Annotated in this window: 20 protein-coding genes and 7 tRNA genes; 17 read left to right on the top strand and 10 right to left on the bottom strand. The window is 50.1% G+C overall.

The window, feature by feature from the left end; translation table 11 throughout:
- Positions 1-17 precede the first annotated feature (17 nt).
- From ACMYUL_RS01445 to tkt, 3 genes are all read right to left on the bottom strand, one after another.
- Positions 18-455: an acyl-CoA thioesterase gene (locus tag ACMYUL_RS01445; protein WP_040668630.1), complete on the bottom strand. Its 438-nt coding sequence runs from the start codon at positions 453-455 to the stop codon at positions 18-20.
- A gap of 244 nt (positions 456-699) precedes the next feature.
- Positions 700-2,712, bottom strand: a complete 2,013-nt coding sequence (locus ACMYUL_RS01440; protein WP_342031271.1) for an LTA synthase family protein — start codon at positions 2,710-2,712, stop codon at positions 700-702.
- Positions 2,713-3,002: 290 nt separating this feature from the next.
- Positions 3,003-4,982: a transketolase gene (tkt, locus tag ACMYUL_RS01435; RefSeq protein WP_415771678.1), complete on the bottom strand. Its 1,980-nt coding sequence runs from the start codon at positions 4,980-4,982 to the stop codon at positions 3,003-3,005.
- A gap of 519 nt (positions 4,983-5,501) precedes the next feature.
- On the opposite strand from tkt, the gene ccoG reads away from it, so the two are divergent.
- From ccoG to ACMYUL_RS01365, 14 genes are all read left to right on the top strand, one after another.
- Positions 5,502-7,013, top strand: coding sequence for a cytochrome c oxidase accessory protein CcoG (ccoG, locus tag ACMYUL_RS01430; protein WP_039408519.1), 1,512 nt, complete (start codon positions 5,502-5,504; stop codon positions 7,011-7,013).
- Between the two features lie 3 nt (positions 7,014-7,016).
- Positions 7,017-7,586, top strand: coding sequence for a FixH family protein (locus tag ACMYUL_RS01425; protein ID WP_342031269.1), 570 nt, complete (start codon positions 7,017-7,019; stop codon positions 7,584-7,586).
- Between the two features lie 347 nt (positions 7,587-7,933).
- On the top strand, positions 7,934-8,479 hold the full coding sequence (locus ACMYUL_RS01420) for a type IV secretion protein Rhs (RefSeq protein ID WP_342031268.1): 546 nt from the start codon (positions 7,934-7,936) through the stop codon (positions 8,477-8,479).
- Between the two features lie 105 nt (positions 8,480-8,584).
- Entirely contained in the window at positions 8,585-9,145 is a 561-nt protein-coding gene (gene pgsA / locus ACMYUL_RS01415) for a CDP-diacylglycerol--glycerol-3-phosphate 3-phosphatidyltransferase (RefSeq protein WP_003744331.1), read from the top strand.
- An 86-nt stretch (positions 9,146-9,231) separates the two neighbouring features.
- Positions 9,232-9,307: transfer RNA gene (locus ACMYUL_RS01410), tRNA-Gly, on the top strand.
- A 39-nt stretch (positions 9,308-9,346) separates the two neighbouring features.
- A tRNA-Gly gene (locus ACMYUL_RS01405) sits at positions 9,347-9,422 on the top strand.
- A gap of 26 nt (positions 9,423-9,448) precedes the next feature.
- Positions 9,449-9,524: transfer RNA gene (locus ACMYUL_RS01400), tRNA-Gly, on the top strand.
- 22 nt (positions 9,525-9,546) lie between these two features.
- A tRNA-Gly gene (locus tag ACMYUL_RS01395) sits at positions 9,547-9,622 on the top strand.
- Positions 9,623-9,649: 27 nt separating this feature from the next.
- A tRNA-Cys gene (locus ACMYUL_RS01390) sits at positions 9,650-9,723 on the top strand.
- Between the two features lie 10 nt (positions 9,724-9,733).
- Positions 9,734-9,811: transfer RNA gene (locus tag ACMYUL_RS01385), tRNA-Cys, on the top strand.
- 23 nt (positions 9,812-9,834) lie between these two features.
- A tRNA-Leu gene (locus tag ACMYUL_RS01380) sits at positions 9,835-9,924 on the top strand.
- 394 nt (positions 9,925-10,318) lie between these two features.
- On the top strand, positions 10,319-12,604 hold the full coding sequence (gene pflB, locus ACMYUL_RS01375) for a formate C-acetyltransferase (protein ID WP_342031267.1): 2,286 nt from the start codon (positions 10,319-10,321) through the stop codon (positions 12,602-12,604).
- Positions 12,605-12,896: 292 nt separating this feature from the next.
- A complete protein-coding gene (gene pflA, locus ACMYUL_RS01370; protein WP_342031266.1) occupies positions 12,897-13,709 on the top strand; it encodes a pyruvate formate lyase 1-activating protein in 813 nt (270 codons plus the stop codon).
- A 388-nt stretch (positions 13,710-14,097) separates the two neighbouring features.
- Positions 14,098-14,487 (top strand): hypothetical protein, encoded by a 390-nt coding sequence (locus ACMYUL_RS01365; protein ID WP_342031265.1) that lies wholly within the window; start codon positions 14,098-14,100, stop codon positions 14,485-14,487.
- Between the two features lie 210 nt (positions 14,488-14,697).
- Here the strand turns inward: ACMYUL_RS01365 and ACMYUL_RS01360 are convergent, their stop codons facing one another.
- The 3 genes from ACMYUL_RS01360 to folE2 form a co-directional block, all read right to left on the bottom strand.
- Complete coding sequence (locus ACMYUL_RS01360; protein ID WP_342031264.1) at positions 14,698-15,546, bottom strand: hypothetical protein; 849 nt, start codon at positions 15,544-15,546, stop codon at positions 14,698-14,700.
- A 116-nt stretch (positions 15,547-15,662) separates the two neighbouring features.
- The gene (gene dsbD / locus ACMYUL_RS01355) at positions 15,663-17,468 is read right to left on the bottom strand and encodes a protein-disulfide reductase DsbD (protein ID WP_342031263.1); all 1,806 of its coding nucleotides are present in this window, start codon (positions 17,466-17,468) and stop codon (positions 15,663-15,665) included.
- A gap of 392 nt (positions 17,469-17,860) precedes the next feature.
- Positions 17,861-18,634, bottom strand: a complete 774-nt coding sequence (gene folE2 / locus ACMYUL_RS01350) for a GTP cyclohydrolase FolE2 (RefSeq protein WP_049227827.1) — start codon at positions 18,632-18,634, stop codon at positions 17,861-17,863.
- A gap of 181 nt (positions 18,635-18,815) precedes the next feature.
- On the opposite strand from folE2, the gene ACMYUL_RS01345 reads away from it, so the two are divergent.
- The 3 genes from ACMYUL_RS01345 (at position 18,816) to ACMYUL_RS01335 (ending at position 21,540) form a co-directional block, all read left to right on the top strand.
- Positions 18,816-19,973, top strand: a complete 1,158-nt coding sequence (locus ACMYUL_RS01345; protein ID WP_070514938.1) for a trans-sulfuration enzyme family protein — start codon at positions 18,816-18,818, stop codon at positions 19,971-19,973.
- A gap of 93 nt (positions 19,974-20,066) precedes the next feature.
- Positions 20,067-20,525: an META domain-containing protein gene (locus tag ACMYUL_RS01340; RefSeq protein ID WP_342031262.1), complete on the top strand. Its 459-nt coding sequence runs from the start codon at positions 20,067-20,069 to the stop codon at positions 20,523-20,525.
- Between the two features lie 235 nt (positions 20,526-20,760).
- Positions 20,761-21,540, top strand: coding sequence for a ferredoxin--NADP reductase (locus ACMYUL_RS01335; protein ID WP_342031261.1), 780 nt, complete (start codon positions 20,761-20,763; stop codon positions 21,538-21,540).
- Between the two features lie 118 nt (positions 21,541-21,658).
- On the opposite strand, the gene ACMYUL_RS01330 is transcribed toward ACMYUL_RS01335, so the two are convergent.
- The 4 genes from ACMYUL_RS01330 to ACMYUL_RS01315 form a co-directional block, all read right to left on the bottom strand.
- The gene (locus ACMYUL_RS01330; protein ID WP_070514942.1) at positions 21,659-21,898 is read right to left on the bottom strand and encodes an NF038104 family lipoprotein; all 240 of its coding nucleotides are present in this window, start codon (positions 21,896-21,898) and stop codon (positions 21,659-21,661) included.
- The gene (locus ACMYUL_RS01325; RefSeq protein WP_003759680.1) at positions 21,898-22,236 is read right to left on the bottom strand and encodes a hypothetical protein; all 339 of its coding nucleotides are present in this window, start codon (positions 22,234-22,236) and stop codon (positions 21,898-21,900) included. Before ACMYUL_RS01325 ends, ACMYUL_RS01330 begins: the two co-directional genes overlap by 1 nt.
- A gap of 238 nt (positions 22,237-22,474) precedes the next feature.
- Positions 22,475-22,984: a peptidylprolyl isomerase gene (locus ACMYUL_RS01320; RefSeq protein ID WP_003743061.1), complete on the bottom strand. Its 510-nt coding sequence runs from the start codon at positions 22,982-22,984 to the stop codon at positions 22,475-22,477.
- A 107-nt stretch (positions 22,985-23,091) separates the two neighbouring features.
- Complete coding sequence (locus ACMYUL_RS01315; protein ID WP_308905590.1) at positions 23,092-24,510, bottom strand: SLC13 family permease; 1,419 nt, start codon at positions 24,508-24,510, stop codon at positions 23,092-23,094.
- Positions 24,511-24,581 lie beyond the last annotated feature (71 nt).

The following is a 24,581-nucleotide window of genomic DNA, read 5'->3' as shown; positions in this document are numbered from 1 at the left end:
TCTGAAAACGTAAAGTGTCAGGCAGGAGTAAAGGTCGGATGGGTTTGCACGGCATCCAGCCAGCTTTGCGGAGTCTGAAACTGCATCAGGCCGTCTGCCAGCGAAACGGCGGCTTGGGTAGTCGAAGCGCGGTTGAGCTTTTCGTTGGTTTGCGCATCATAAATCGTATAGTCGATGCGCAGGCAGCTTTCTATTTCGACGATTTCCATATCAACGCGGATTTTTTGGCTGAAGCGGGCGGGGCGGATGTATTTGAGGTTCATCTGCACAATCGGCCAGCTGTATCCCTGCCGCGCCATTTCATTGTAGTCGTAACCGATGGCGGACAAAAAGGCGCAGCGGGCGGTTTCGAGGTATTTCACATAGTTGCCGTGCCAGACGATGTGCATGGCGTCCACATCGAAAAATGGGACTTCGATTTCAAAGCTGTGGCGGCAGTAGATGTGTTTTTTCATGAGTTTCCTTGTGTGACGGGCGCAAGCGGCATAGATTATATAGTGGATTTGCCGCCAAACGGTAAGGCGTTGTGTTGCGCGGATGTAATGTGGCACGCTGCCTAAAACGCGTTTTATTTTACTACACTATGACGGTATTGTTAGGCAGTTTGGCATTTGCTTTAAGGCAGGAAGGTATTGGATATGGCTTATTTGCAAAAAGGTCGTCTGAAACTTTTCAGACGACCTTTGGCTATAAACGGATTTATTGGGTGCTGACAATCCGGTTGATCTGCCATTCAAGAAACGGCGTATATGCCGAGGCGCGACGGATAATGGCTTGGTCTTCGTTATCCGGCGTGCTTGGGCGGCTTTCGGCGGTTTGGATGTTTTTGTTGTCCCATTTGTGGAATGCTTTGCTGTGTTGATGATAGAAACCGCGTTCCGTGATGATGACTTCGGGGTTGTAGCCGTAGCCGCACCACGCGGAATCAGGTTGCGGGGCGGTGAGGTTGCAGCCGGTTTGGTAGTAGCGCGATTTGGACAGGCTTAAGTTGTAGAGGGTCGGCAGGATGTCTTTGTGCGAACCTGCGCGTTCGGGATGGTATTCGGCGCTGCCGCGGTAGGCTTGCGGGACGTAAAGGTAGAAGGGGACGCTGTGGCCGAGTGCGGCATCGGCGGATTCGGGATAGCCGATGGCGCGCATATTGTGGTCGCCGGTGGCGGCGATAATGGTGTCGGGCGCGATGGTTTTCACTTTGCCGATAAAGCGGCCAAGTTGGTCGTTGCTGTATCGGAAAGTGTTGAAGATTTCATTCAGCTCTTTGCCTGAGGCGAGGTTGGCAAGGCGTTTTTGCTCTTGTTCGTCCAAACGGAAGTTTTTCGCCTGATGCGGCGCGGGCAGGCGGTAGGGCGGATGGTTGGTCACGGACATCATCATGATGAATACGGGCGTGCCGCTTTTTTCGGCGCGCGCGAGTTCTTCTTCGGCATAACGGAACATGAATTCGTCGGGTACGCCCCATGTTTCGGATTTGGCTTCAGGATAGTGGGTTTTGAGGGTGTTTTCATCGATGATTTCGTTGACGCCCAAGTGCCGCAGGAAGGTGTCGAAATCGCGCCAGCCGCCGTTACCCGCCGTAATATAGACGACGCGGTAGCCGGCATCGAGATAGGGTTTGAACATATTGCCGGGGAAGATTTTGTTTTTAGCAAGGGATTGGCTGAGGTTGAGACGCGGGCTGCGGACGAAGAAGCGGTGCAAGGTGTCACTGGTGCCGTCTCCCTCGGAAACGAATTTGCGGTACACCCAGTCTTGCTGCCAGTGTTTGCCCAGTTCGCCCAAGAGGTCCCGTTCGGGATTGTCCATGTTCAAGAGATGAGCGCTCATGCTTTCCATGACGGTGAGAACGACGTTGGGACGGTGTTTTTCGACGGCGGCGTTTGCAGCGGTTTGGGCAAAGAGCTGCGTCAAGTCGGCGTCGGTTTTTTTATCGAGCAGAGTACTGATGAGCCGGCTGCCGTCTTCGTCGGAGACGGGATGGAAATTATTGCTGTTGCGGTATTCGTTGACTGCCCAGCTTAGGGAAGTCAGGGCATTGGGAACGAGTTTGTTGATTTGCGGTGCGGCGGAAATCTGCATGGCGGTCTGACGCAGGGGGAATTTGCCGAACGAGCCGCGTATGCCTGCGGCAAGCGCGAGGACGGGTAAGAGGACGGCGGCAATCCAAGCGGTTTTCCCCCATGAGGTCGTCTGAAAGCGGGTACGGTGGCGGATGAGGCTGAAGATTTTGCCGAAAACGAAAGCTGCGGCAATCAAGGCGGCAAGACAGGGGATGACGGGATAGTCCGACCAGACGGTTTTCAGGACAGCGCGGGTATCTTCGTCCGCCAGTCCGAAGACAAAGACGTCAAATTGACGGTCGTAAACGCTGTAATAGAACCAGTTGCCCAGCGCGGCGGCAAAGGCGGTCAGGGAAAGGACGGTTGCGACGGTAGGCAGGAGGCGTAGGGTAAAGGCGGCGGTTTTCTGCGTAGCCAGTCCGAACAGCCCGATCAGGAAGGGGAAGGCGGCGGCAACGGAGGCGATTTTGATGTCGAACAACAGCCCTTTGACAAACAAAGCCGCCAAATCGCCCGCGTAACGGCTGCGGATGTCGTCTGAAACGAAATGGTGCAGCATGAAGAAACGTTCGGCAGAGAAAACGGCGACGATGGATGCCCATAAAATCAGGCAGATGAGGAGGGTTTTCCGATAGGTAGCAAGGCGAGTCATCATAATTGGCGGGTAAGATGGGTTAGATGTAAATTTATATCAAATTTAGTAAGGTGTAATTTTACGGTTTGGCGGTGCGGCTTTCAAGATATGGCAAAAGATTATCAGGAATAGGAGGGGCTTCAGATGCTGCTTTATTCGGCGTTTCTATGCAACTTCGTTGGCGTAGGAAGAGTTGCGCCACTGTATGGGTTGGATTTCTGTTAAACCGGTTTGGGCGGCTTTAAAGGAAAAAGGTCGTCTGAAAACCTTATCTTCCGTTTTCAGACGACCTTTGATGCGATGGCAGTCGTTTACAGCACTGATTTCACAGTATCCACCACATTTTCCACGGTAAAGCCGAATTCTTTGAACAGCAGTTCGGCAGGGGCGGATTCTCCGAAGCGGTTGATGCCGACGACTGCGCCGTTCAGTCCGACGTATTTGTACCAGCCGTCGGCGTGTCCGGCTTCTACGGCGATGTGCGGCAGGCCTTCGGGCAGGACGGCGGCTTTATAGGCGGCGTCTTGGCGGTCGAACACGTTGGTGGACGGCATGGAAACGACGCGGACGGTGATGTTTTGCGCGGCGAGTGCTTTTTGCGCTTCCAAAGCCAGCTCGACTTCGGAACCGGTCGCAATAATGACGGCTTGAGCGTTGCCTTGGGCTTCGCTTATGACGTAGCCGCCGCGTTTGATGTCGTTCAATTGTTGTTCGTTGCGCGCTTGGAATTTCAGGTTTTGACGGCTGAAAATCAGGCAGGACGGGTGGTCTTCGGCTTTTGTGGCTTCCGCCCATGCGACCAAGGATTCGGCGGTATCGCACGGACGCCATACGTCCATATTCGGAATCAGGCGCAGGGTGGCGGTTTGCTCGATGGGTTGGTGGGTCGGGCCGTCTTCGCCGAGGCCGATGGAATCGTGGGTGAAGACGAAGACGGGGTTGATTTTCATCAGTGCCGCCATGCGCAAGGCGTTGCGTTCGTATTCGCTGAACATCAGGAAGGTCGCGCCGAACGGTTTAACGCCGCCGTGCAGGGCAAGGCCGTTCATGATGGCGCCCATGCCGAACTCGCGCACGCCGTAGTGGATGTAGTTGCCGCCTTTTTCGCGGGTAACGGAGACGCTGTTTGACCAGTCGGTCAGGTTGGACGGGGTCAGGTCGGCAGAACCGCCTACCAGTTCGGGCAGCGCTTTGGCGAGGATTTCGATGCTGTTTTGGCTGGCTTTGCGGGTGGCGATGGTTTCGGCTTTGGCGCACACTTCTTTCAATGCGGCTTGAACGTATGCATCGAAATTGTCCGGCAGTTTTTTATCCATGCGGCGCACGAATTCTGCGGCTTCGGCAGGATATTTGGCTTGGTATTGCGCGAACAGTTCGTTCCAGTCGGCTTCCAGTTTCGCGCCTTGTTCTTTCGCGCTCCATGCGTCGTAAATTTTTTGCGGGATTTCAAAGGCGGGGTAAGTCCAGCCCAAATGTTTGCGTGTGGCTTCGATTTCGTCCGCGCCCAAAGGTGCACCGTGGGTTTTGTGGCTGCCTTCTTTGTTGGCACTGCCTTTGCCGATTAAGGTTTTGCAGCAGATGATGGACGGTTTGCCGGTTTCGGCGCGTGAGGCTTCGATAGCGGCTTGAATGGTGGCGGTGTCATGGCCGTTTACGTTGGGAACGACGTGCCAGCCGTAACTTTCAAAGCGTTGCGGGATGTTTTCGGTAAACCAGCCGTCCACTTTGCCGTCGATGGAAATATTGTTGTCATCATATAAAACAATCAGTTTGCCCAAGCCTAAAGTGCCGGCGAGCGAACAGGCTTCGTGCGATACGCCTTCCATCAGGCAGCCGTCGCCCATGAAGACGTAAGTGTAGTGATCGACGATGTTCAAACCGTCTTTATTAAATTCGGCGGCAAGGATTTTTTCCGCCAATGCCATGCCCACCGCGTTGGCAATGCCTTGTCCCAACGGGCCGGTCGTGGTTTCCACGCCGTCGGTGTAGCCGTATTCGGGGTGACCAGGGGTCTTGCTGTGCAGTTGGCGGAAGTTTTTCAGGTCTTCAATGCTCAGGTTGTAGCCGGTCAGGTGCAACAGGCTGTACAACAGCATGGACGCGTGGCCGTTGGAGAGGACGAAGCGGTCGCGGTTGTAGAATTTGGGGTTGGCAGGGTTGTGGCGCAGGAATTTCGTCCACAATACTTCCGCCATTTCCGCCATACCCATGGGTGCGCCGGGGTGGCCGGAATTTGCTTTTTGAACGGCATCGGCCGAGAGGAAACGGATTGCGTTTGCCAGTTGAGACATTTTGTACCTTCCTTGCTGTATTGGTTTGAAACGGTAATAACGGTAAAGAAAATCCCGTTGATTATCGCCCGATTCGGGCAGGCTTTCAAGGATGCGGGCGTCTTTCAGACGACCTTTCCGCCTATCGGGAGGGCAACTTCAAACCGGTACGGCATCGGTTTCGCGTTGTCCTGTTTTAAAAATTGTCCGCATAAGGGGTCGTCTGAAACAGGCAAAGCAGATGAGATTAACTGTTATTCCGTTTTGAAACAGTAGTTTATAAATTTTTATCGGAGATATAGCGATTCGCTATAAACATAGCGTCATCGGTTATATGCAACTGCTTGAATATCGCCGATTTCAGACTTGGGCAACGGAAAAATCAAAACGGGTGGCATATAAAAGCCAAGTAGGGCTTTTTGCTTTGGTCAAGCTCAAATGATATGATTCCGACGCATATAAAAGGTCGTCTGAAAAACCAATCAAACCAGTAATCAGAATAAAAGACCTGCGCGCAAACACACGAAGGAACACTGAAAAATGTCAACAGAAAACCAAGCCGAAAACGCTGTGTCAGAAGAAAAAAACGCTGTCCCGAAAGAGCAGTCCGAGAAACCGGCAAAAACCGCTCCGCCCAAACCCTCAAAACCCAAATCCAGCGTCATCCAAATCCATCCCGAAGGCGAACGCATCCATCCGAAAAAAGCGGAAGGGCGGTTCGCCAAGTTGCGTATAGCCGCCGTATTGGCGACGCAGTTTGTGTTTTATGTGATTCCGTGGTTTAACTGGAGCGACCGCCAGGCGGTACTCTTCAATATTCCGGACCGGCATTTCTTCATTTTCGGGCTGTCACTGGGTATGGGCGACTTGATTTACCTTGCCCTGCTGCTGATGATTTGCGCTTTCGGACTTTTTTGGTGGACGACGATTGCCGGACGCTTGTGGTGCGGCTATTCCTGTCCGCAGACGGTTTACACCGAAATCATGCTGTGGATCGACAACTTGGTCGAAGGCGACCGCAACAAACGCCTGAAGCTGGAAAAATCGCCGTGGAATTTCACTAAAATCCGCATTAAAGCAACTAAAGCCCTGCTGATTTTCCTTGTCTGCGCGTGGACAGGCATTACCTTTGCGGGCTGGTTTGTCCCGATCCGCCAGTTCGTTCCAGACTTGTTTGCCGGAGCAGCAGGCGGCGGCGCGATGTTTGCTGCAGCGTTTTACGGCTTCATGACCTTCTTCTTTGCCCACGTTATGCGCGAGAAAGTGTGCCTGCATATGTGTCCGTATGCACGCTTCCAAAGCGCGATGTTCGACAAAGACACGCTGATTATTTCTTACGATACCGAACGCGGCGAACCGCGCGGCGCACGCAAGAAAACCGCCAACAAAGAAGACAGCGGATTGGGCGACTGCATCAACTGCACTATGTGCGTACAGGTCTGTCCCGTCGGTATCGATATCCGCGACGGTTTGCAATACCAATGTATCGGCTGTGCGGCGTGTATTGATGCCTGCGACGAAATTATGGACAAAATGGGCTACCCGCGCGGTTTGATACGCTATACGACCGAAGGCGCGTTGGAACATGAATATCCTGAAAGCGACATCAAAAAACGCTTGAAACGTCCGCGTGTGGCGGGATACGGCGCTGTTTTGCTGGTGGTCATCATCGCTTTCTTGGTCGGACTTTCCACCCGTAAAATGGTCGAAGTCGATATTCTGAAAGACCGCGGCGTGATGGTGCGCGAAAACAGCAAAGGTTGGCTGGAAAACGCATATAACCTGCGCATTATCAACAATAGTGAAAACGAACAAGTGATGACTGCGACAGTCAAAGGCTTTGAAGAAATTGCCCTGACCGGACTGCCGGAAGGCGGCGTGAAAATCGCACCGCGCCAAACGTTGACCATCCCCGTCCAAGTTTCCACCATTCCCGAATACGCCGACAAGGGCAGCCATCCGATTGAGTTTACCTTCACTTATCGCGAAACCGGCAAAGCAGATGGCAAACCCACTATCTTGGAAGAAGAAGCAACCTTTATCGGAGAATAAAACGTGTCCGAGCAAAAACAAGTCAAACCTTGGTACAAACACATTTGGCCGTGGGTGCTGATGGCGGGTCCTATTTTTGTCGTGATTGCCAGTGTCGCCATGTTCTTCGTCGCCAAAGAACATGCAACCGATTTGGTAACGGACGACTATTACAAAGATGGCAAACACATCGACATCCAGCTTCATCGCGATGAAGAAGCGGTGAAGCGTCATATACAGGTGCAAGTGCTGATCAGTCCGGATAAGGATGCGGCCAAAGTGTTTGTCAGCGGAGAATTCGATCCCAAGCAGCCGTTGAACCTTCTCTTGATGCACCCGACTAAAAAATCGGAAGACCAAACCGTCAAACTGCGCGCCGTCAGTACGAAAGCCCAAAACGGCCGTATGGAGTATGAAGCGACTTTCAAACCCCTGACGCCGACCAACCACTGGTATCTGCGTGTGGAAGATACCTCGGGTGTTTGGCGGGTGGAGGATAAATGGATAGTCAGTCAAGGCAATGCAATCAATCTGACCCCTATGAACAAATTGTTTGAGAACGCCAATCAGAAGCCGAAAGATTCAGGACAATAGTTTGACAGGCTCAAAAGGTCGTCTGAAAAATTTCAGACGACCTTCATGCTGTAAGGTTTGTGATGATGTTGGCGCAAATATAGTGGATTAAATTTAAACCAGTACGGCGTTGCCTCGCCTTAGCTCAAAGAGAACGATTCTCTAAGGTGCTGAAGCACCAAGTGAATCGGTTCCGTACTATCTGTACTGTCTGCGGCTTCGTTGCCTTGTCCTGATTTAAATTTAATCCACTATAAAGCGGGTAGGGGATATGGCAGTATCGCTTGTAAACGTAGCTGAATGAGTGTTAAGGCAGAACAACCGTTTTCAGACGACCTCGGCCGTCATGAAAGTAACAAGGACAAGATATGAGCAAACGCTGGCGCAGGCTGACGGACAACGAAATCAAAATGGCAAAGCTGATTTTTGCCGACAGCATTGATTACGCCCGCGTCAAAATCTATCGCGGCATTCCTTGTCTGCCGACCATGCGGGTTGCCGTTTCGCCCAATGGGAACATCTATTTCCCGCGTAATAACTGCCCTGACGACTTCGCCCTTGCTTCCGAGTCCCATCAAATATGGATGATTCATGAATTGACCCATGTTTGGCAGTACCAGCAAGGATTTAAAACCTGGTTGGGCGGATTGTTTTTGTTCGTCAGCGGAGGCTACCGTCGCCGTCGTGCCTATCTCTATCCCAAGCTGTCCGATATTTGTCATTTCAGTATGCTGAATATGGAGCAGCAGGCGGATTTATTGGCGCATTATTACGCGTCGTGTTATCTAAAAGGCAACATATACAACGCCCAAAATCAAACCTTTCAAAGCGTTTTAAAGTCATTTATTGACGACCCGTGCCAAAAAGAATGGCTGCCTCAATGCAGGTTTTATCGAAAAAACAAACAGACTTGAGAGATTTTATTGGCTGAAAGATGGTTCGAATACAAGCTTTCAGACAGACAAGCAAGTCCGTTATAATAGGCAAATTAACTATCATAACCACATCAAAGGTAAATCATGCCTTGGAACATACCGATTTTTCTGACTTGGATGCGTGTTTTGCTGATTCCGGTCTTTACTTTGCTGTTTTTCCTGCCAAAAGGGTGGATTGCACCGGAAACCGTCAATTGGACTGCTGCTATCATTTTCGCACTCGCAGCCGTAACCGATTGGTTTGACGGATTTTTAGCAAGGCTTTGGAAGCAAACCTCCGATTTCGGCGCATTCCTCGATCCCGTTGCGGATAAATTGATGGTAGCGACCGCATTATTGCTGCTGGTCAGCCTTGGCCGTACTTATGTTATTTTCGCCATTATCATCATCGGCAGGGAAATCACCATTTCCGCTTTGAGGGAATGGATGGCGCAAATGGGCAGACGGAGCAGCGTTGCCGTTGCCACGATCGGCAAATTTAAAACTGCCGCGCAAATGGTTGCCATATTTTTATTGCTCTTAGCCTCCAATCGATTTGACAATATTTTTTACCTGACAGGTAACATATTGATGTTTATCGCATCTGTATTAACCCTCTGGTCAATGTTCTATTATCTGAAAATGGCGTGGCAGGAAATCAAATAAAAAATAAAACAAACCCCTTGACGACAAGTTTTAAATCCATAATAATTGCGTCTTCTTCAGAAACAGCAGCAAGAAACAGACATTCGGCGGGAATAGCTCAGTTGGTAGAGCGCAACCTTGCCAAGGTTGAGGTCGCGAGTTCGAGACTCGTTTCCCGCTCCAAGCGAATCCTGTTTTAAGTTGCCCTTCAGTTTCTCAGATGCGGGAATAGCTCAGTTGGTAGAGCGCAACCTTGCCAAGGTTGAGGTCGCGAGTTCGAGACTCGTTTCCCGCTCCACAGTTTAATTTTCAGATGTGTCCCATGCGGGAATAGCTCAGTTGGTAGAGCGCAACCTTGCCAAGGTTGAGGTCGCGAGTTCGAGACTCGTTTCCCGCTCCATATTTCAGGCACATTTGGATATGCGGGAATAGCTCAGTTGGTAGAGCGCAACCTTGCCAAGGTTGAGGTCGCGAGTTCGAGACTCGTTTCCCGCTCCAGTTTGAACACTACCTAGTAGTTTATTTGGCGAGATAGCAAAGTGGTAATGCAGCGGATTGCAAATCCGTGGACGCCGGTTCGATTCCGACTCTCGCCTCCACTCATTTCATGGCGGGGTGGCAGAGTGTTTATGCTATAAGGGGTGCAACCCTTATATAGGCCGGTTCAAATCCGCGCCCCCGCCTCCAAATTTCAATATAAAACAGTCTGCGCCCGGGTGGTGAAATAGGTAGACACAACGGACTTAAAATCCGTCGGCCCTAAACCGGCCGTGCCGGTTCGATTCCGGCTCCGGGCACCAATAAATCTATGAATTTATTGAATAATCTAAGACTCTAAATTACTAAAAGACAGCTTATAATTCAGGCTGTCTTTTTGCTTTGTGCCCAATTTGTGTCCAACTTGTGACCTTTACCACAATGTAATTGCATGAAATCAAAAGCCCAAGAAAAAGCCCTGAAAACCGGACAAGTTTTCAGGGCTTAATTTTATATTCTACACTCGTTTACACGCTAAGAGCTTGAAAGATAAGATGTAGTCGTAAGTAATAACTGTTCTCATTGATGTAAGTCAAAAAAATATCGGGTAAGTGTTCACATCTCTGTCAATCGTTACACTTCATAGAGCTAAAGTGCTATTCTGCAAAGGTAAATTTCTTCTACCTATAAATTTATCTGACAAATTAGGAGCTTGATATGTCAACCGATGTACAGCAACGCCCTGCCGCTTGGGAAGGTTTTGTCGGCGGTAATTGGGAAACCAATGTCGACGTGCGCGATTTTATTCAGAAAAACTACACGCCTTATGAAGGCGATGCGTCTTTCCTCGCGCCTGCAACCGAGGCGACAACCAAACTGTGGGCGGACGTGATGGAAGGCATCAAAGTCGAAAACCGCACGCACGAACCTTACAAAATCGACGCTCAAGTCGTGTCCGGCATTACCAGCCATGCACCGGGCTATATCGATAAAGATTTGGAAACCATCGTCGGTCTGCAAACAGACGAGCCTCTGAAACGCTCCATTATGCCGTTTGGCGGTTTGAAAATGGTGCAGGACGCGTGCAAAGTGTACAACGTCGAGTTGAACCCTGAAGTCAGCGAAATCTTCACCAAATACCGCAAAACCCACAACCAAGGCGTGTTTGATGTTTATACGCCCGACATCCGCCGTTGCCGCAAATCCGGTGTGATCACCGGCTTGCCGGATGCTTACGGTCGTGGTCGCATCATCGGCGACTACCGCCGCGTGGCATTGTACGGTATCGACTTCTTGATGAAAGACAAACTCAACCAGTTCAACTCGCTGCAAGCCGATTTGGAAAACGGCGTGGATTTGGAAGAAGTCATCCGTCGCCGCGAAGAAATCAACGAACAATACAAAGCCTTGGGTCAAATGAAAGAAATGGCAGCCTCTTACGGCTACGACATTTCCGGTCCTGCGAAAAATGCGCAAGAAGCCATCCAATGGACTTATTTCGGCTACCTTGCCGCCGTTAAATCACAAAACGGTGCCGCCATGTCGTTCGGTCGCGTGTCTTCGTTCTTGGACATCTACATTGAACGCGATCTGAAAAACGGCGTAATTACCGAAACCCAAGCGCAAGAATTTATCGACCATTTGGTGATGAAACTGCGTATGGTCCGTTTCCTGCGCACGCCCGAATACGATCAACTCTTCTCCGGCGACCCGATTTGGGCGACCGAATCCATCGGCGGTATGGGTTTGGACGGCCGCACGCTGGTAACACGCACCAACTTCCGCGTGCTGCACACCCTGTACAACATGGGTCCGTCTCCCGAACCGAACATCACCGTATTGTGGTCCGAACAACTGCCGCAAGGCTTTAAAGAATTTTGCGCCAAAGTGTCCATCGACACCTCGTCCATCCAATACGAAAACGACGATTTGATGCGTCCGGACTTCAACAGTGACGACTACGCCATTGCCTGCTGCGTCAGCCCGATGGTGGTCGGCAAACAAATGCAGTTCTTCGGCGCCCGTGCCAACTTGGCGAAAACCCTGCTGTACGCAATCAACGGCGGCGTGGACGAAAAATCCAAAGACCAGGTCGGCCCGAAAACCGAACCGATTTTGGACGAAGTCTTGGACTACGACACTGTCTTTGCGCGCATGGACAAATTCATGGATTGGCTGGCAACCCAATACGTTACCGCGCTGAACATCATCCATTACATGCACGACAAATACAGCTACGAAGCCGCGCTGATGGCGCTGCACGACCGCGATGTGAAACGCACTATGGCCTGCGGTATCGCCGGTTTGTCTGTGGCCGCCGACTCGCTGTCCGCCATCAAATACGCCAAAGTCAAACCGATTCGCGACGAAAACGGTATTGCCGTCGACTTTGAAATCGAAGGTGAATACCCGCAGTTCGGTAACAACGACGACCACGTGGACGACATTGCCTGCGACTTGGTGGAACGCTTCATGAAAAAAGTGGCGACCCACAAAACTTACCGCAACGCAACGCCGACCCAGTCCGTGTTGACCATTACCTCCAACGTCGTATACGGCAAAAAAACCGGCAACACGCCGGACGGTCGCCGTGCAGGCGCACCGTTCGGTCCGGGTGCCAACCCGATGCACGGCCGCGATGTCAACGGCGCCGTCGCTTCCTTGACCTCCGTAGCCAAACTGCCGTTTGAGTTCGCCAAAGACGGTATTTCCTACACCTTCTCCATCGTGCCGGGCGCATTGGGTAAAGACGAAAGCTCACGCGAACGCAACCTCGCAGGTTTGATGGACGGCTACTTCCACCACGAAGAAGGCGAATTGGAAGGCGGTCAACACTTGAACGTCAACGTACTAACCCGCGAAACGCTGGAAGACGCGATGAACAATCCGGACAAATATCCGCAACTGACCATCCGCGTGTCCGGTTACGCCGTACGCTTCAATTCGCTAACTCGCGAACAACAGCTTGACGTGATTACCCGTACCTTTACACAAACCATGTAAAGCAAAGGGTTTGCAGTAAACCAAGCCGGGGGACGGATTATCCGGAACCCGGCTTGATTTTGCCTGAAGCAATGGTTTGGTAATATCAAAATCCAGCGGATTAACTTTAAATCAAGACGACTGAAGGCGGTACAATAGAGTTATCGTTAAAACGCTTTTAGCCATTCAAAAACAACCCATAATCTTCCCCAAAAAGGGAACGCAATGCCCGCGCATTAATCCAATAAGAAGAAGCCTCTGCAACACAAAAACAAGTTTTCAGACGACCCCAATATCCGGTACATCAGACACCATGCAGACATCCATCGCCATCAACCCCGAAACACCCGCCCCCGCCAAAGACCTCGGACACCGCCATTACAACGGCAAAGGCATCGTCCATTCCGTAGAATCCTGCGGTGCGGTGGACGGTCCCGGATTGCGTTACGTCCTCTTCCTGCAAGGCTGTCTCATGCGCTGCCTCTACTGCCACAACCGCGACACATGGGACTTGCACACCGAACAAGCTCAAGAAATGAACGTCGCCGAAGTCATGAAGCAAGTCATGTCCTACCGCCACTACTTGCGCGCCACAGGCGGCGGCGTTACAGCAACAGGAGGCGAACCGCTCCTGCAATACGAATTCGTACGCGACTGGTTTACCGCCTGCCACGAACACGACATCCACACCTGTCTCGACAGCAACGGCTACGCCCTGCATTACGACTCCATCCTTGACGACCTGCTCGACCACACCAACCTCGTCATGCTCGATTTAAAACAAATCGACCCCGAAATCCACAAAGTCCTCGTCGGCATCCCCAACACCAAAACCCTCAAATTCGCCCACTACCTCGCCGAACGCAAACAGCCCGCACGCGTCCGCTACGTCGTCGTCCCAGGCTATACCGACGACGACCGTTCCGCCCACCTGCTCGGCGAATTTATCGCCGATATGGACAATATCGAAATGGTCGAACTCCTTCCCTATCACGAACTGGGTGCGCACAAATGGGCATTGTGCGGCGATACCTACAAACTCACCGGCGTACATCCGCCTCCCAAAGAAACCATCCTCAAAATCAAATCGATTTTGGAAAGCTACGGTAAAAACATCATTTATTGAGTTCAAATCCAAAAAGGTCGTCTGAAAAAGAAATATTCGCTTTCGGACGACCTTTTAGCCGTTTATCTCATTTGTTGCAGCACATTACATCAATCAATTTATCATATATAGTGGATTAAATTTAAATCAGGACAAGGCGACGAAGCCGCAGACAGTACAGATAGTACGGAACCGATTCACTTGGTGCTTCAGCACCTTAGAGAATCGTTCTCTTTGAGCTAAGGCGAGGCAACGCCGTACTGGTTTAAAGTTAATCCACTATAAATCTATTGTCATTTTAGACCTTTAGTCGCAATCTTTGAGCTACGGTGACGCAATGCAGTATGGGTTCAAACTTGGGCTACTAGACCATTCTTAATCTTTAAAAATTAACTTAGGAAAGAGCAGTATGATGAAAAAGTTTTTATATGTGTTTTTACTTTTTATACCTTTGTCAGCCTATGCAGGGACATATCGAGTAAACAAAACAGGTCTATTGCTTCAGACAAAGCATTTGAAAAATGGAAATATACAGTTTGATATATATAACCCGCGGAATTCAGGGAAAAATTCTTTGGTGCAAGGCGTGGCAAAATTAAAATCAGGGGATTTGGAAATTAATACAGATGAAGAAACGGGTCTAGGTTATGATGTAGATGAATATATTCATGATAAAAACCAATGCTTCATATCGATACGCCTAGATGTAGAAAAGGGTAAGAAAGGCTCGTTAAAGACCTCATGTCCGAAACAAAATGAATTAAGACATCTTAATCTTCCAATTTTGAAAATTAAGTAGGTGTAACCCGTGATGGGGTTGAAACGCGCCATTTATAGTGGATTAAATTTAAATCAGGACAAGGCGACGAAGCCGCAGACAGTACAAATAGTACGGCAAGGCGAGGCAACGCCGTACTGGTTTAAAGTTAATCCACTATAAAAAGCTCGTCTGAAAATTATTTCAGACGAGCTTTTAGTTTTGTGGAAGTGTGATTCCACTTAAGCTTGATCATTTTATTGAAAATCTTTTTTCAAAATCCTTTTTATTATAATTGTAAGTTCTTTTATATTTATATAAATATACATAAGACAAAGTTGTAGATTCAAAAATTGGAGATAAATCATTATCTTCTATTTCTTTACAAACAAATGATTTTATGTTTTTCATTTCTTTAAGAAACAAGCAATTTGGTATACTCATGTGTAAGTATAATCCTTTTAAATTCTCACATTTAGATAAAATTGATAAGTCAACTTGTTTGTTAATCCCTTCGAATTCTATTTCGCACAAGTTTTTACACTCTAAAATATCTTTAATCTCAATTAGTTTTCTGGCTAATCTGATTGTTAATTCATCTAAATTGCTCAAATGATTAATTCCTGATAAATCTATTCCTGAATAGTTCCTTAATACTAATCTTGTGAGGTTAGGTATTTTGTCTAAAAAGGATAATTTATTGGCGTATGATAAATATAAAAAACTCAGATTGTTGTTATTAAATATAATGTTATCCGAGTAATGGCATACAAGCGTGTTTAATTTAGGAAATTTACTGATATCAACTTTATTATCACTCCACCATTGTAACCACTGTAATTCTTTTAAGTAATATATCGGTTGAATATCAGCTGATTTTGCTAAAAAACAGGAAAGTTTGAAATGAGTAATATTTGGAAATTGCTTTAGGAAGTCCAAATTTATTTCGTAGACTCCATTCGTATTCGATGCAATACCAATTTTATCTACCTGAGGAAATTTTGATAAAACATATTCTATGGCACGGTCAATATTTTCAACATCGAGCATAATGTAGTCGTCTAATTTCCAAATGCCATTTTTGTCAAATAGCGTATTCAATTCTTCAACTCCTTATTTTTATTTTAATAACAGTAAACTTAGGCTAGATTAAAAAACCACCATTTAAAAAGGTCGTCTGAAAACCCTGTTTCAGGTTTTCAGACGACCTTTCGTCTTTATTTTTCGTTTTGTTTGTACCAGTTGATGAATTCGTCCGGTTTGGCGAAGCCGAGCAAAGGGTCGCTGCGGCGGCCGTCGGCGTGGATGGCGAAAATGCCCGGCGGGCCGTAGATTCCGTATTCTTTGTAGAGTGCCTGATGTTCGGGCGTGTTGGCGGTTACGTCGATTTGGAAGAAGCGTTCCATATCGACGGCTTCATGCACTTGCGGCTGGTTGAGCGTGTAGTTTGCCATTTCTTTGCAGGCAATACACCAGTCGGCATAGAAATCCAAAACGACGGGTTTGTCGGGGTTGGCTTTCAATGCGGCGTCCATGGCGGCTTTAAGTTCGACGACGTCGGTGAACATTTTGCCGTGGTCGGTCGTTTTGCCTGCTTCGGACGGGGGCGAGAGTGTCAGGAAGTGGTGCAGGGCGGTGGTTTGTTTGTTTGCGCTTTGCCAGCCGAACCATGCGCCGCCGATGATGAGCAGGAAGCCTAAAACGGAGGCTGCGGTTTTCAGACGACCTTTTTGTTTGCTAGATTTAATCAGCAACATGATGGCGGGGACGATCATGAGCAGGGTGTAAAGCGCGACAACGAGGTAGTAGGGCAGGTGCGGTGTGGCGAGGTAAACGGCAACGGCAAGCAGGATGAAGCCGAAGGCGTATTTGATGCCGTTCATCCAGTCGCCTGCTTTCGGTAGGACGTGGCCGCCGAATGTGCCGATGAGGATCAGCGGAACGCCGGTGCCGAGTGCTAAGACATACAACGCCAGTCCGCCCAAAACGGCATCACCGGTTTGTCCGATATAGCCCAAGGCGAATCCGAGCGGCGGGGCGACGCAGGGACCGACGATCAGCGCGGAGAGTATGCCCATGACGAAGACGGAGAAGATTTTGCCTCCGGAGAGTTTGCTGCTTTGGTTTTGGAAATAGGATTGGACGGCGTTGGGCAGTTGGATGTTGAAGAGTCCGAACATGGAAAGCGCGAGGACGACCATCAGGCCTGCAGCGGCAAGGACGACCCATGCCTGTTGCAGCCATACGGTCAGAAGCGCGCCTGTCAAGCCTGCGATGACGCCGACCAGCGTGTAGGTCAGTGCCAAACCTTGCACATACGCTACGGACAGCGCGAAGGCGCGACCTTTACCGGCGGTTTTATCGCCGACGATGATGCTGGAGACTATCGGTAAAAGCGGATACATACAGGCGGTAAAGCTCAAGAATACCCCTGCGGTAAAAAACGCCAACAGGTTGGCGTTTAATGTGTCCCACGATAATTTGAAGCGGCTGTTGTCATCGTTTTGCGAGGCTTTAGGCGCGGCGGCGGGGGATGGTTTGGCGGAATCGGGTTGAAGAAAGCGGTCTTTGGCGGATATGGGTTCGTCGCTTTGCGTCTTATACAGGCCGTTGCCTTTAATCTCAAAAGATGTGTCGACGGGCGGGTAACATACGCCGGCTTCGGCACAACCTTGATAAGTCAGCGTCAGCTTGTAGGTCGGCGCGGCTTTTTTGTAAGGCCAGTTGACCTGAGCGGCGCGGTGGAACACGGTTTGTTTGCCGAAAAACTCATCTTCTTTGAGTTCGCCTTTGCTGAAAACCGGTTCGGCCAATACGCCTTCAGGCGCGGTGGCGGCGACGATTTTCGATTGGTACATATAGTAGCCGTCGGCGATTTTGAATTCGACGTTGATGCCTTTGTCGGTAACGTTCACTTGCGGCACGAACGCTTTTTCAGGCGGCAGCAAATCATCCGCGTTCACAGCGAACGCGCTGGAACACAGGGCAAAAAAGGCGGTAAAGAAGTAAAGGAGTTTTTTCATGGCGTCTTCTCTGTGGAAGGGTTAAACAGGCGCATTATAAACGCAGCAGCCGTTTATAGGCCTTAATTTATATTAAAAGCAACGATTGTTTTTTATAGTGGATTAACAAAAATCAGGACAAGGCGACGAAGCCGCAGACAGTACAGATAGTACGGAACCGATTCACTTGGTGCTTCAGCACCTTAGAGAATCGTTCTCTTTGAGCTAAGGCGAGGCAACGCCGTACTGGTTTAAAGTTAATCAACTATATCGTTGCGAGGGGGATTATCGGACTGCCGGATAGATGATGCCCGTCGGATTGTCTCTTTTTCATAGCCGATTGGAACGGGAAAGGTCGTCTGAAAACCTGATTTCACAGGTTTCAGACGACCTTTTCGATTTTTTTTGCTTATTTAAGGGTAAGCAATATAGGCATAAGCCGAGTGGTTGTGTATCGATTCGAAGTTTTCGCTTTCGACGATGAAGCTTTCGATGCGTCCGTCGGCAATGAGCGCGGTGGCTACGTCGCGCACCATGTCTTCCACGAATTTCGGGTTTTCATAGGCTTTTTCGGTAACGTATTTTTCATCGGGGCGTTTGAGCAGGCCGTAAAGCTGGCAGCTTGCCTGCGCTTCCACGCAATCGATGATTTCCTCGATACCGACTTCGGCGTTGGCAGTCAGGCTGACGGTAACGTGCGAGCGTTGGTTGTGCGCGCCGTATTGGGAAATTTCTTTGGAACACGGACACAAAGAGGTCACGGGCACCATAACTTTCAAATTATGGCTGTATGTTCCGTTTTTGATTTCGCCCGTCAGGGTAACGTCGTAGTCCAGCAGGGATTGGATGCCGGAAACAGGTGCGGATTTTTTGCGGAAAAATGGGAAGGAAACGCTGATTTTGCCGGAATGGGAGTCTAAAAGGGCAACCATTTCGGCAGTCAGTTTGTGCAGCCTGTCGAAATCCAAAGCTTCGGTTTGTTGTTCCATCAACGCCACGAAGCGCGACATATGCGTGCCTTTTTGGTCGGCGGGCAGGAAAACCGTCATGGTCAGGCGGGCGACGGTGGATTGGCTGCCTTCGGCGGTATTCAAAGTAATCGGAAAGCGCAGGTCTTTGATACCGACCTGGTTAATCGGCAGATTGCGTAAATCTCGGCTGGATTGCACGTCTGCAATGGCGTTCATGCGTTGTTTGTCCTTAATTGTCGGATTGCTGGGATGTGTGTCGTTTGGAAACGGATTCATGCCGTCCGTTTTGTAAATGCGAGATTATATCACTTGCAAACCGTGTCCGCATTGATTGTTTCTATTTTTCGGATAGTGATAAAATCCTGAATTATTCACATCTTTACAAGGTTGAACCGAGATGAAATTTGCCACCAAAGTCATCCATTCCAGCTACGATTGCGACGAACACAACCGCGCGCTGATGCCGCCGATTTATCAGAACAGTATGTTCGCGCTGCACGAAATCGGCGAGCAGGTTCCCTACCGCTATTCGCGTCTGAGCAATCCGACCCGTCAGGTTTTGGAAGACACGGTTGCCGATTTGGAACGCGGGGCGGCGGGTTTTGCCTTTTCCAGCGGCATGGCGGGCATTGATGCCGTGTGGCGTACATTCCTGCGCCCGGGCGATACCATTGTCGCCGTCACCGATATTTACGGCGGTGCGTATGACTTGCTGGTTGACGTCTATAAAGAGTGGGGCGTAAACGTCGTCTTTGCCGATTTGGGCAACTCCGACCGCTTGGACGAGCTGCTTGCCGCGTACAATGTGAAACTGGTTTGGCTGGAAACTCCGTCCAATCCGCTATTGAGATTGGTGGACATCAAAGCGCTTGCCGCCAAAGCCCACGCCGCCGGCGCGCTCGTCGGCATCGACAACACCTTCGCCACGCCGTATCTGCAACAACCTTTGGAAATGGGCTGCGACATCGTGTTTCACTCCGCCACCAAATACCTTTGCGGACACTCCGACGTATTGATGGGCATCGTCGCCGTCAAAACCAAAGAACTGGCAAAACCGTTGCACGACATGATGGTGCATACCGGTGCGATTGCCGGCCCGATGGACTGCTGGCTGGTGTTGCGCGGCATCAAAACGCTCGCCCTGCGCATGGAAGCGCACTGCAAAAACGCGCTCGACATCGCCCGCCGCCTTGAAGCCCATCCCGCCATAGAAAAAGTGTTTTATCCCGGCCTGCCGTCGCACGAACATTACGAACTGGCGAAAACCCAAATGCCCAAAGGCATAGGCGGCGTGGTAACGGTTTACCTCAAAAACGACACGCGCGAAGCGGCAAACAGCGTGATTAAAAACATGAAACTGGTCAAAATGGCATCCAGCCTCGGCGGTGTCGAAAGTCTGGTCAACCATTGCTATTCCCAGTCCCACAGCGGCGTGCCGCATGATGTGAAAATGGAAATGGGCATCAAAGTCGGCCTGCTGCGCTTCTCCATCGGCATTGAAGAGGTGGACGATATTTGGAACGATATTTCCAAAGCTTTGGATACGACGCTGTAAAGACAAATAGGTCGTCTGAAAAGTGCGTAGCGGGGTTTGCTAAAGCGGTTTCAGACGACCTTTTAGCTGACCTCACGTTAGAAAGGCAAAATCATGAAAACCCTGATCCCCACCCTTATGACCGCAATCATTCTGATCGCCTGTACTTCGCCTGCTGAAAAAACGCAATCATCCCAACCTGTCACGTCGTCTGAAAAACCATCCGAACCGCGTCAAGCGTCAACGTCGGCTTTGGCGGCGAAATGGGTTGTGGTGTCTTTCGATAAATTCACCGAAAAAGATTTGGCGGGCAGAACGGCTTTTTTGGATTTGAGCAAAATGCCCAAGGCACATGGCAAGATGGGTTGTAATCATTTGATGCTCCAAGCAAAAGAAGTCGGTTCGGGCAAAATCGATTTCGGTCCGATTGCGACGTCAATGATGTTGTGTGAAAACATGAAGTTGGAAGAGGCTTTCTTGAACATGAGAAGCGTGTGGAACTATCGTTTCGACGGCGATGATTTGATTTTGGAGCAAAACGGCAAAACCATGCGCCTGCGCCGTGAGCCGTAAATTTTGAGTTTACCGTTAATTATAGTGGATTAAATTTAAATCAGGACAAGGCGACGAAGCCGCAGACAGTACAGATAGTACGGCAAGGCGAGGTAACGCCGTACTGGTTTAAAGTTAATCCACTATATAAAAGGTCGTCTGAAAACCGGATAATCAGGTTTTCAGACGACTTTTCGTCAAGCGAACGGGTATAATACCTTCCGTTTCCCATCCCGCACACACAAGGATCCCCATTATGGCAGCCTCGCCCGAAGCAAAGTTCACCGAAGAAAAAGTCCTGTGGATCAAACACCATACGCCCAAACTGATGACTTTTGCCATCAGCCGCCCTGAATCCTACCGCTTCTCGGCAGGACAGTTTTCGCGGCTCGGGTTTCGCGACGGCGAAGGTTTTATCTGGCGCGCGTATTCCGTCGTGTCCGCCGAATACGCCGACACGCTTGAATATTTTGCCGTTTTGATCGAGGGCGGTCCCATGTCCGCGCGGTTTGCCGCGATGAAAGAGGGCGATACTATTTTGCTAGATAAGACGGCTACCGGCTTCCTCCTGCCCGAACGTTTCCCCGACGGCAAGGACTTGGTCATGCTCTGCACGGGTTCTGGCATCGCGCCTTTCCTTTCCATCATCGAGCAGCCCGAAATCTGGCAGCGTTTCGACCGCTTGATTTTGGCGCACTCGGTTTCTTTCGCCGATGAACTGATTTTCAGACGACGTGTTGAAGCGTTGAAAGACCATCCGCTGATTGGCGAATATTTCCACAAATTCCGCTTTGTCCCAATCACCACGCGCGAGGAAACCGAAGGCGCGTTGAGCGGCAAGCGCATTCCCGAACTGCTGAAAGACGGCAGCCTCGAAGCATACGTGGGATTCAAGTTCACCAAAGCGGATACGCGCTTTATGGTCTGCGGTAATCCCGCCATGGTCAAAGACACATTCCAAGCCCTGATGGACTTGGGCTTCGCCATGCACCGCAACCGCATACCAGGCGAAATCATGATGGAAAACGGGTTTTAAGCCTGACAGTTTGATAAGGTATCGACAGCAGCAAAAAAGGTCGTCTAAAAAACGGTTTGCCGTTTCAGACGACCTTTTGTTTGAATGGTTTTGTAGCCGTCGGTGTGGGCGCGGCTGCTTATTCTTCGCTCGGTTCTTCTACATAATCATCCACTTGTTGTTCGCGGGATTTCTTTTCTTTGTCCTTCTTTTTGTCCTTGTCGGGAATGGCGGCATTGATTAACGCGCCTGTGCCTTTGACGGCGATTTTACCTGCAGTCATGACGGTAGTTGCTGCCAGATTGACGGCGCTGGTGACGATACAGCCGCTGAGTGCTAAACTGAGGAACACGGGAAGTAGAAGGACTTTTATGGTCATCAGTGTTCGCATCCGCATTGATGGTCGTGGTGTCCGCCGCTGCATCCGGAAGCCGCTTCGTGCCAGCTTTCGTCGTCGCCGTCGAATTCTTCCATTTCGTCAAATTCGCCGTTTTCAACCAGCGCGACAAGCTCTTCGAGGCTTTGCGCGCCTTCGACCCAAAAGCAGGGAATATCGGGCGGCGTATCGGGGGCGAGTAGGGCGGCGGTTTGGTCATGCCACGCAATCCAATAGCCGTTTTCGGTGTGAACGAATTGGGCATCGGGATGAATGGTTTCGCCGGTCGTTCCGATCAGCATTCTTTCGGCAATGTCGGCTTGGTAGGGTTGAATCTGCATGATGGGCTTTCTGTGAACAAAATCTGCTTTATTGTAACGAAAATCCATGGCGGATTAAATCGTCTTTCGATATGGGGCGATTTGGGATGGAATATAGAATCAACGGTTTCTGTACAAAAGGTCGTCTGAAAATAAGTTCGGCAGATGGTGTGCAAACACTAAACCAATAAAACTGACCCAATAAAAAAGCAGCCCGTTTCAGGCTGCTTTTTGCGTTATGGGATGTAACGCGTCAAATTTATACCACTTCGGCTTTGGTGATGACGACAGGTTCGGTCGGTACGTCGTCGTGGTAGCCGTGGCGTTTGGTGGCGACGCCTTCAATGGCATCGACTACATCAAAACCATCGACCACTTTGCCGAATACGGCGTAGCCCCAGTCTTGGACGACGGTTTTGCCGTACAGTTCTTTAGAACGGAAGTTCAGGAAGGCGTTGTCGGCGGTGTTGATGAAGAATTGCGCGCTGGCAGAATGCGGGTCGGAAGTACGCGCCATAGCGATGGTGTATTTCTCGTTGGGCAGGCCGTTGGACGCTTCGTTTTGAATCGGCTCGCGGGTTTCTTTTTCGTTCATGTTCTCGTCCATGCCGCCGCCTTGAATCATGAAACCTTTGATGACGCGGTGGAAGATTACGCCGTCGTAGAAGCCGTCTTTGACGTATTGCTCGAAGTTTTTGGCGGTAACGGGGGCTTTGTCGAAATCGAGTTCGATTTTGATGTCGCCTTTGTTAGTGTGCAGGATAATCATGGGTTTCCTTTCGTTAAGAATCTTTTTGGAAATGGTGCTGGGCGGAAAAACTTCAAGGTCGTCTGAAAAATATTCTTTCAGACGACCTTGGCTAGGGTTTTACGGGTTTACGGCATCAGGACGAAATAAGCCCACAGCGCAACCAATACGATACAGAGGACGTTCAGCAGCAAGCCGACGTTCATCATTTCTCGTTGCTTAATCAAGCCGGTACCGAACACAATAGCGTTGGGCGGCGTGGCAACCGGCAGCATGAAGGCACAAGATGCGCCGATGCCGATAACGAATACCAAAACTTGTTCAGGCAGCCCCATTTGCGTGGCGATGCTGGCGAAAATGGGTACGAGCAGCGCGGCAGAAGCGGTGTTACTGGTGAACTCGGTCAGGAAGATGATGAAGGCGGCAACCACGAAAATCACCAGTAATGCAGGCGAATGGGAGAAAGTGGAGGCAACCTGCTGACCCAATGCTTCGGATGCGCCGGAAGATTGCAGCAGCGCGCTCAAGCTGATACCACCGCCGAAGAGCATCAATACACCCCAGTCGGTATTGCGGGCGACTTCTTTCCATTGCGCCACGCCGAATACGACGACGGCGACGGCGGCAATCAGGGCGATGACAGTATCGGGGTTGGAAATACCGAACGCTTCTTTGATTTTGGAACTGAATACCCAAGCCACGGCAGCAGCCAAGAAAATCAACAGCGCGATCACGCGGTGCAGCGTCCACGGAATAGATTCGGCTTTAACTTCGACGCGCTCGTTCAGATTAGGCTTGAGGATGACGTACATGGAGAACAGCATCAGCGGCAGAATCAACAACATCATTGGCAAGCCGAGTTTCATCCAGCCGACGAAGTCCAGATTCAGAGCTTTGGCGGCAATCATGTTAGGCGGCGAACCGACCACGGTACCCAAACCACCGATACTGGCGCAGTAGGCGATGCCGAGTAAGACGAAAACATAGGTTTTGCGTTCTTTTTCTTGGTCGAGGTGGCTCATCATACCCATTGCCAAAGGCAGCATCATGGCGGCGGTGGCGGTATTGCTGATCCACATGGACAGGAAGGCAGTAACGATAAACAACATCAACACCGCGACTTTCATATTGCCGCGCGACAGGCGCAGGAGGCTGACGGCGATTTTACGGTCGAGACGCTGCATGTGCAGGGCGGTAGCAAGCGCGAAGCCGCCGAAGAAGATGTAAATCGTCGGATCGGCAAAGCCCGCCATCGCTTTTTTGATGTCCATATCGGGGAAGCCGAGCACGACGGCGAGAATCGGCACCATCAATGCGGTTACCGTGATGTGGACGGCTTCGGTAAACCAAAGCGCGGCAACGAAAATCAACAGCGCGATGCCTTTGTTGGCATCGGTACTGTACGGCAGGATGTGGTAAATGCCGAAACAGACGACGGCGGAGATGATGGTGGTCAGCAGACCTTTAAAGTCGGTAATCGGCTTTTGCGCACTGAGTAACTCGACATTCTCAGGATGCTGGGTTTTGTCCTTTGCATGTAAGTCCATGGAGTATTCCTCTGAAGCATAACGTGAAATCACTAAAACCGCGGATGCTTGGGCTCATCGCCTGACATTGC

Origin of the sequence: Neisseria sp. CP9 (genome assembly GCF_047758525.1) — a bacterium.
GTDB lineage: Bacteria > Pseudomonadota > Gammaproteobacteria > Burkholderiales > Neisseriaceae > Neisseria.
The sequence above is the reverse complement of the archived record's forward strand: the minus strand, read 5'-3'. Positions and strand labels throughout refer to the sequence as shown.

Excerpts from the sequence above, each read along its gene's own strand:
- ACMYUL_RS01325 (WP_003759680.1), bottom strand. The coding sequence starts at position 22,236 with ATGCAGATTCAACCCTACCAAGCCGACATTGCCGAAAGAATGCTGATC.
- ACMYUL_RS01440 (WP_342031271.1), bottom strand. The coding sequence starts at position 2,712 with ATGATGACTCGCCTTGCTACCTATCGGAAAACCCTCCTCATCTGCCTG.
- ACMYUL_RS01340 (WP_342031262.1), top strand. The coding sequence starts at position 20,067 with ATGAAAACCCTGATCCCCACCCTTATGACCGCAATCATTCTGATCGCC.
- pgsA (WP_003744331.1), top strand. The coding sequence starts at position 8,585 with ATGCCTTGGAACATACCGATTTTTCTGACTTGGATGCGTGTTTTGCTG.
- ccoG (WP_039408519.1), top strand. The coding sequence starts at position 5,502 with ATGTCAACAGAAAACCAAGCCGAAAACGCTGTGTCAGAAGAAAAAAAC.
- ACMYUL_RS01420 (WP_342031268.1), top strand. The coding sequence starts at position 7,934 with ATGAGCAAACGCTGGCGCAGGCTGACGGACAACGAAATCAAAATGGCA.
- folE2 (WP_049227827.1), bottom strand. The coding sequence starts at position 18,634 with ATGAACGCCATTGCAGACGTGCAATCCAGCCGAGATTTACGCAATCTG.
- dsbD (WP_342031263.1), bottom strand. The coding sequence starts at position 17,468 with ATGAAAAAACTCCTTTACTTCTTTACCGCCTTTTTTGCCCTGTGTTCC.
- ACMYUL_RS01335 (WP_342031261.1), top strand. The coding sequence starts at position 20,761 with ATGGCAGCCTCGCCCGAAGCAAAGTTCACCGAAGAAAAAGTCCTGTGG.
- ACMYUL_RS01365 (WP_342031265.1), top strand. The coding sequence starts at position 14,098 with ATGATGAAAAAGTTTTTATATGTGTTTTTACTTTTTATACCTTTGTCA.
- ACMYUL_RS01445 (WP_040668630.1), bottom strand. The coding sequence starts at position 455 with ATGAAAAAACACATCTACTGCCGCCACAGCTTTGAAATCGAAGTCCCA.
- pflB (WP_342031267.1), top strand. The coding sequence starts at position 10,319 with ATGTCAACCGATGTACAGCAACGCCCTGCCGCTTGGGAAGGTTTTGTC.
- ACMYUL_RS01330 (WP_070514942.1), bottom strand. The coding sequence starts at position 21,898 with ATGACCATAAAAGTCCTTCTACTTCCCGTGTTCCTCAGTTTAGCACTC.
- pflA (WP_342031266.1), top strand. The coding sequence starts at position 12,897 with ATGCAGACATCCATCGCCATCAACCCCGAAACACCCGCCCCCGCCAAA.
- ACMYUL_RS01345 (WP_070514938.1), top strand. The coding sequence starts at position 18,816 with ATGAAATTTGCCACCAAAGTCATCCATTCCAGCTACGATTGCGACGAA.
- ACMYUL_RS01315 (WP_308905590.1), bottom strand. The coding sequence starts at position 24,510 with ATGGACTTACATGCAAAGGACAAAACCCAGCATCCTGAGAATGTCGAG.
- ACMYUL_RS01320 (WP_003743061.1), bottom strand. The coding sequence starts at position 22,984 with ATGATTATCCTGCACACTAACAAAGGCGACATCAAAATCGAACTCGAT.
- tkt (WP_415771678.1), bottom strand. The coding sequence starts at position 4,982 with ATGTCTCAACTGGCAAACGCAATCCGTTTCCTCTCGGCCGATGCCGTT.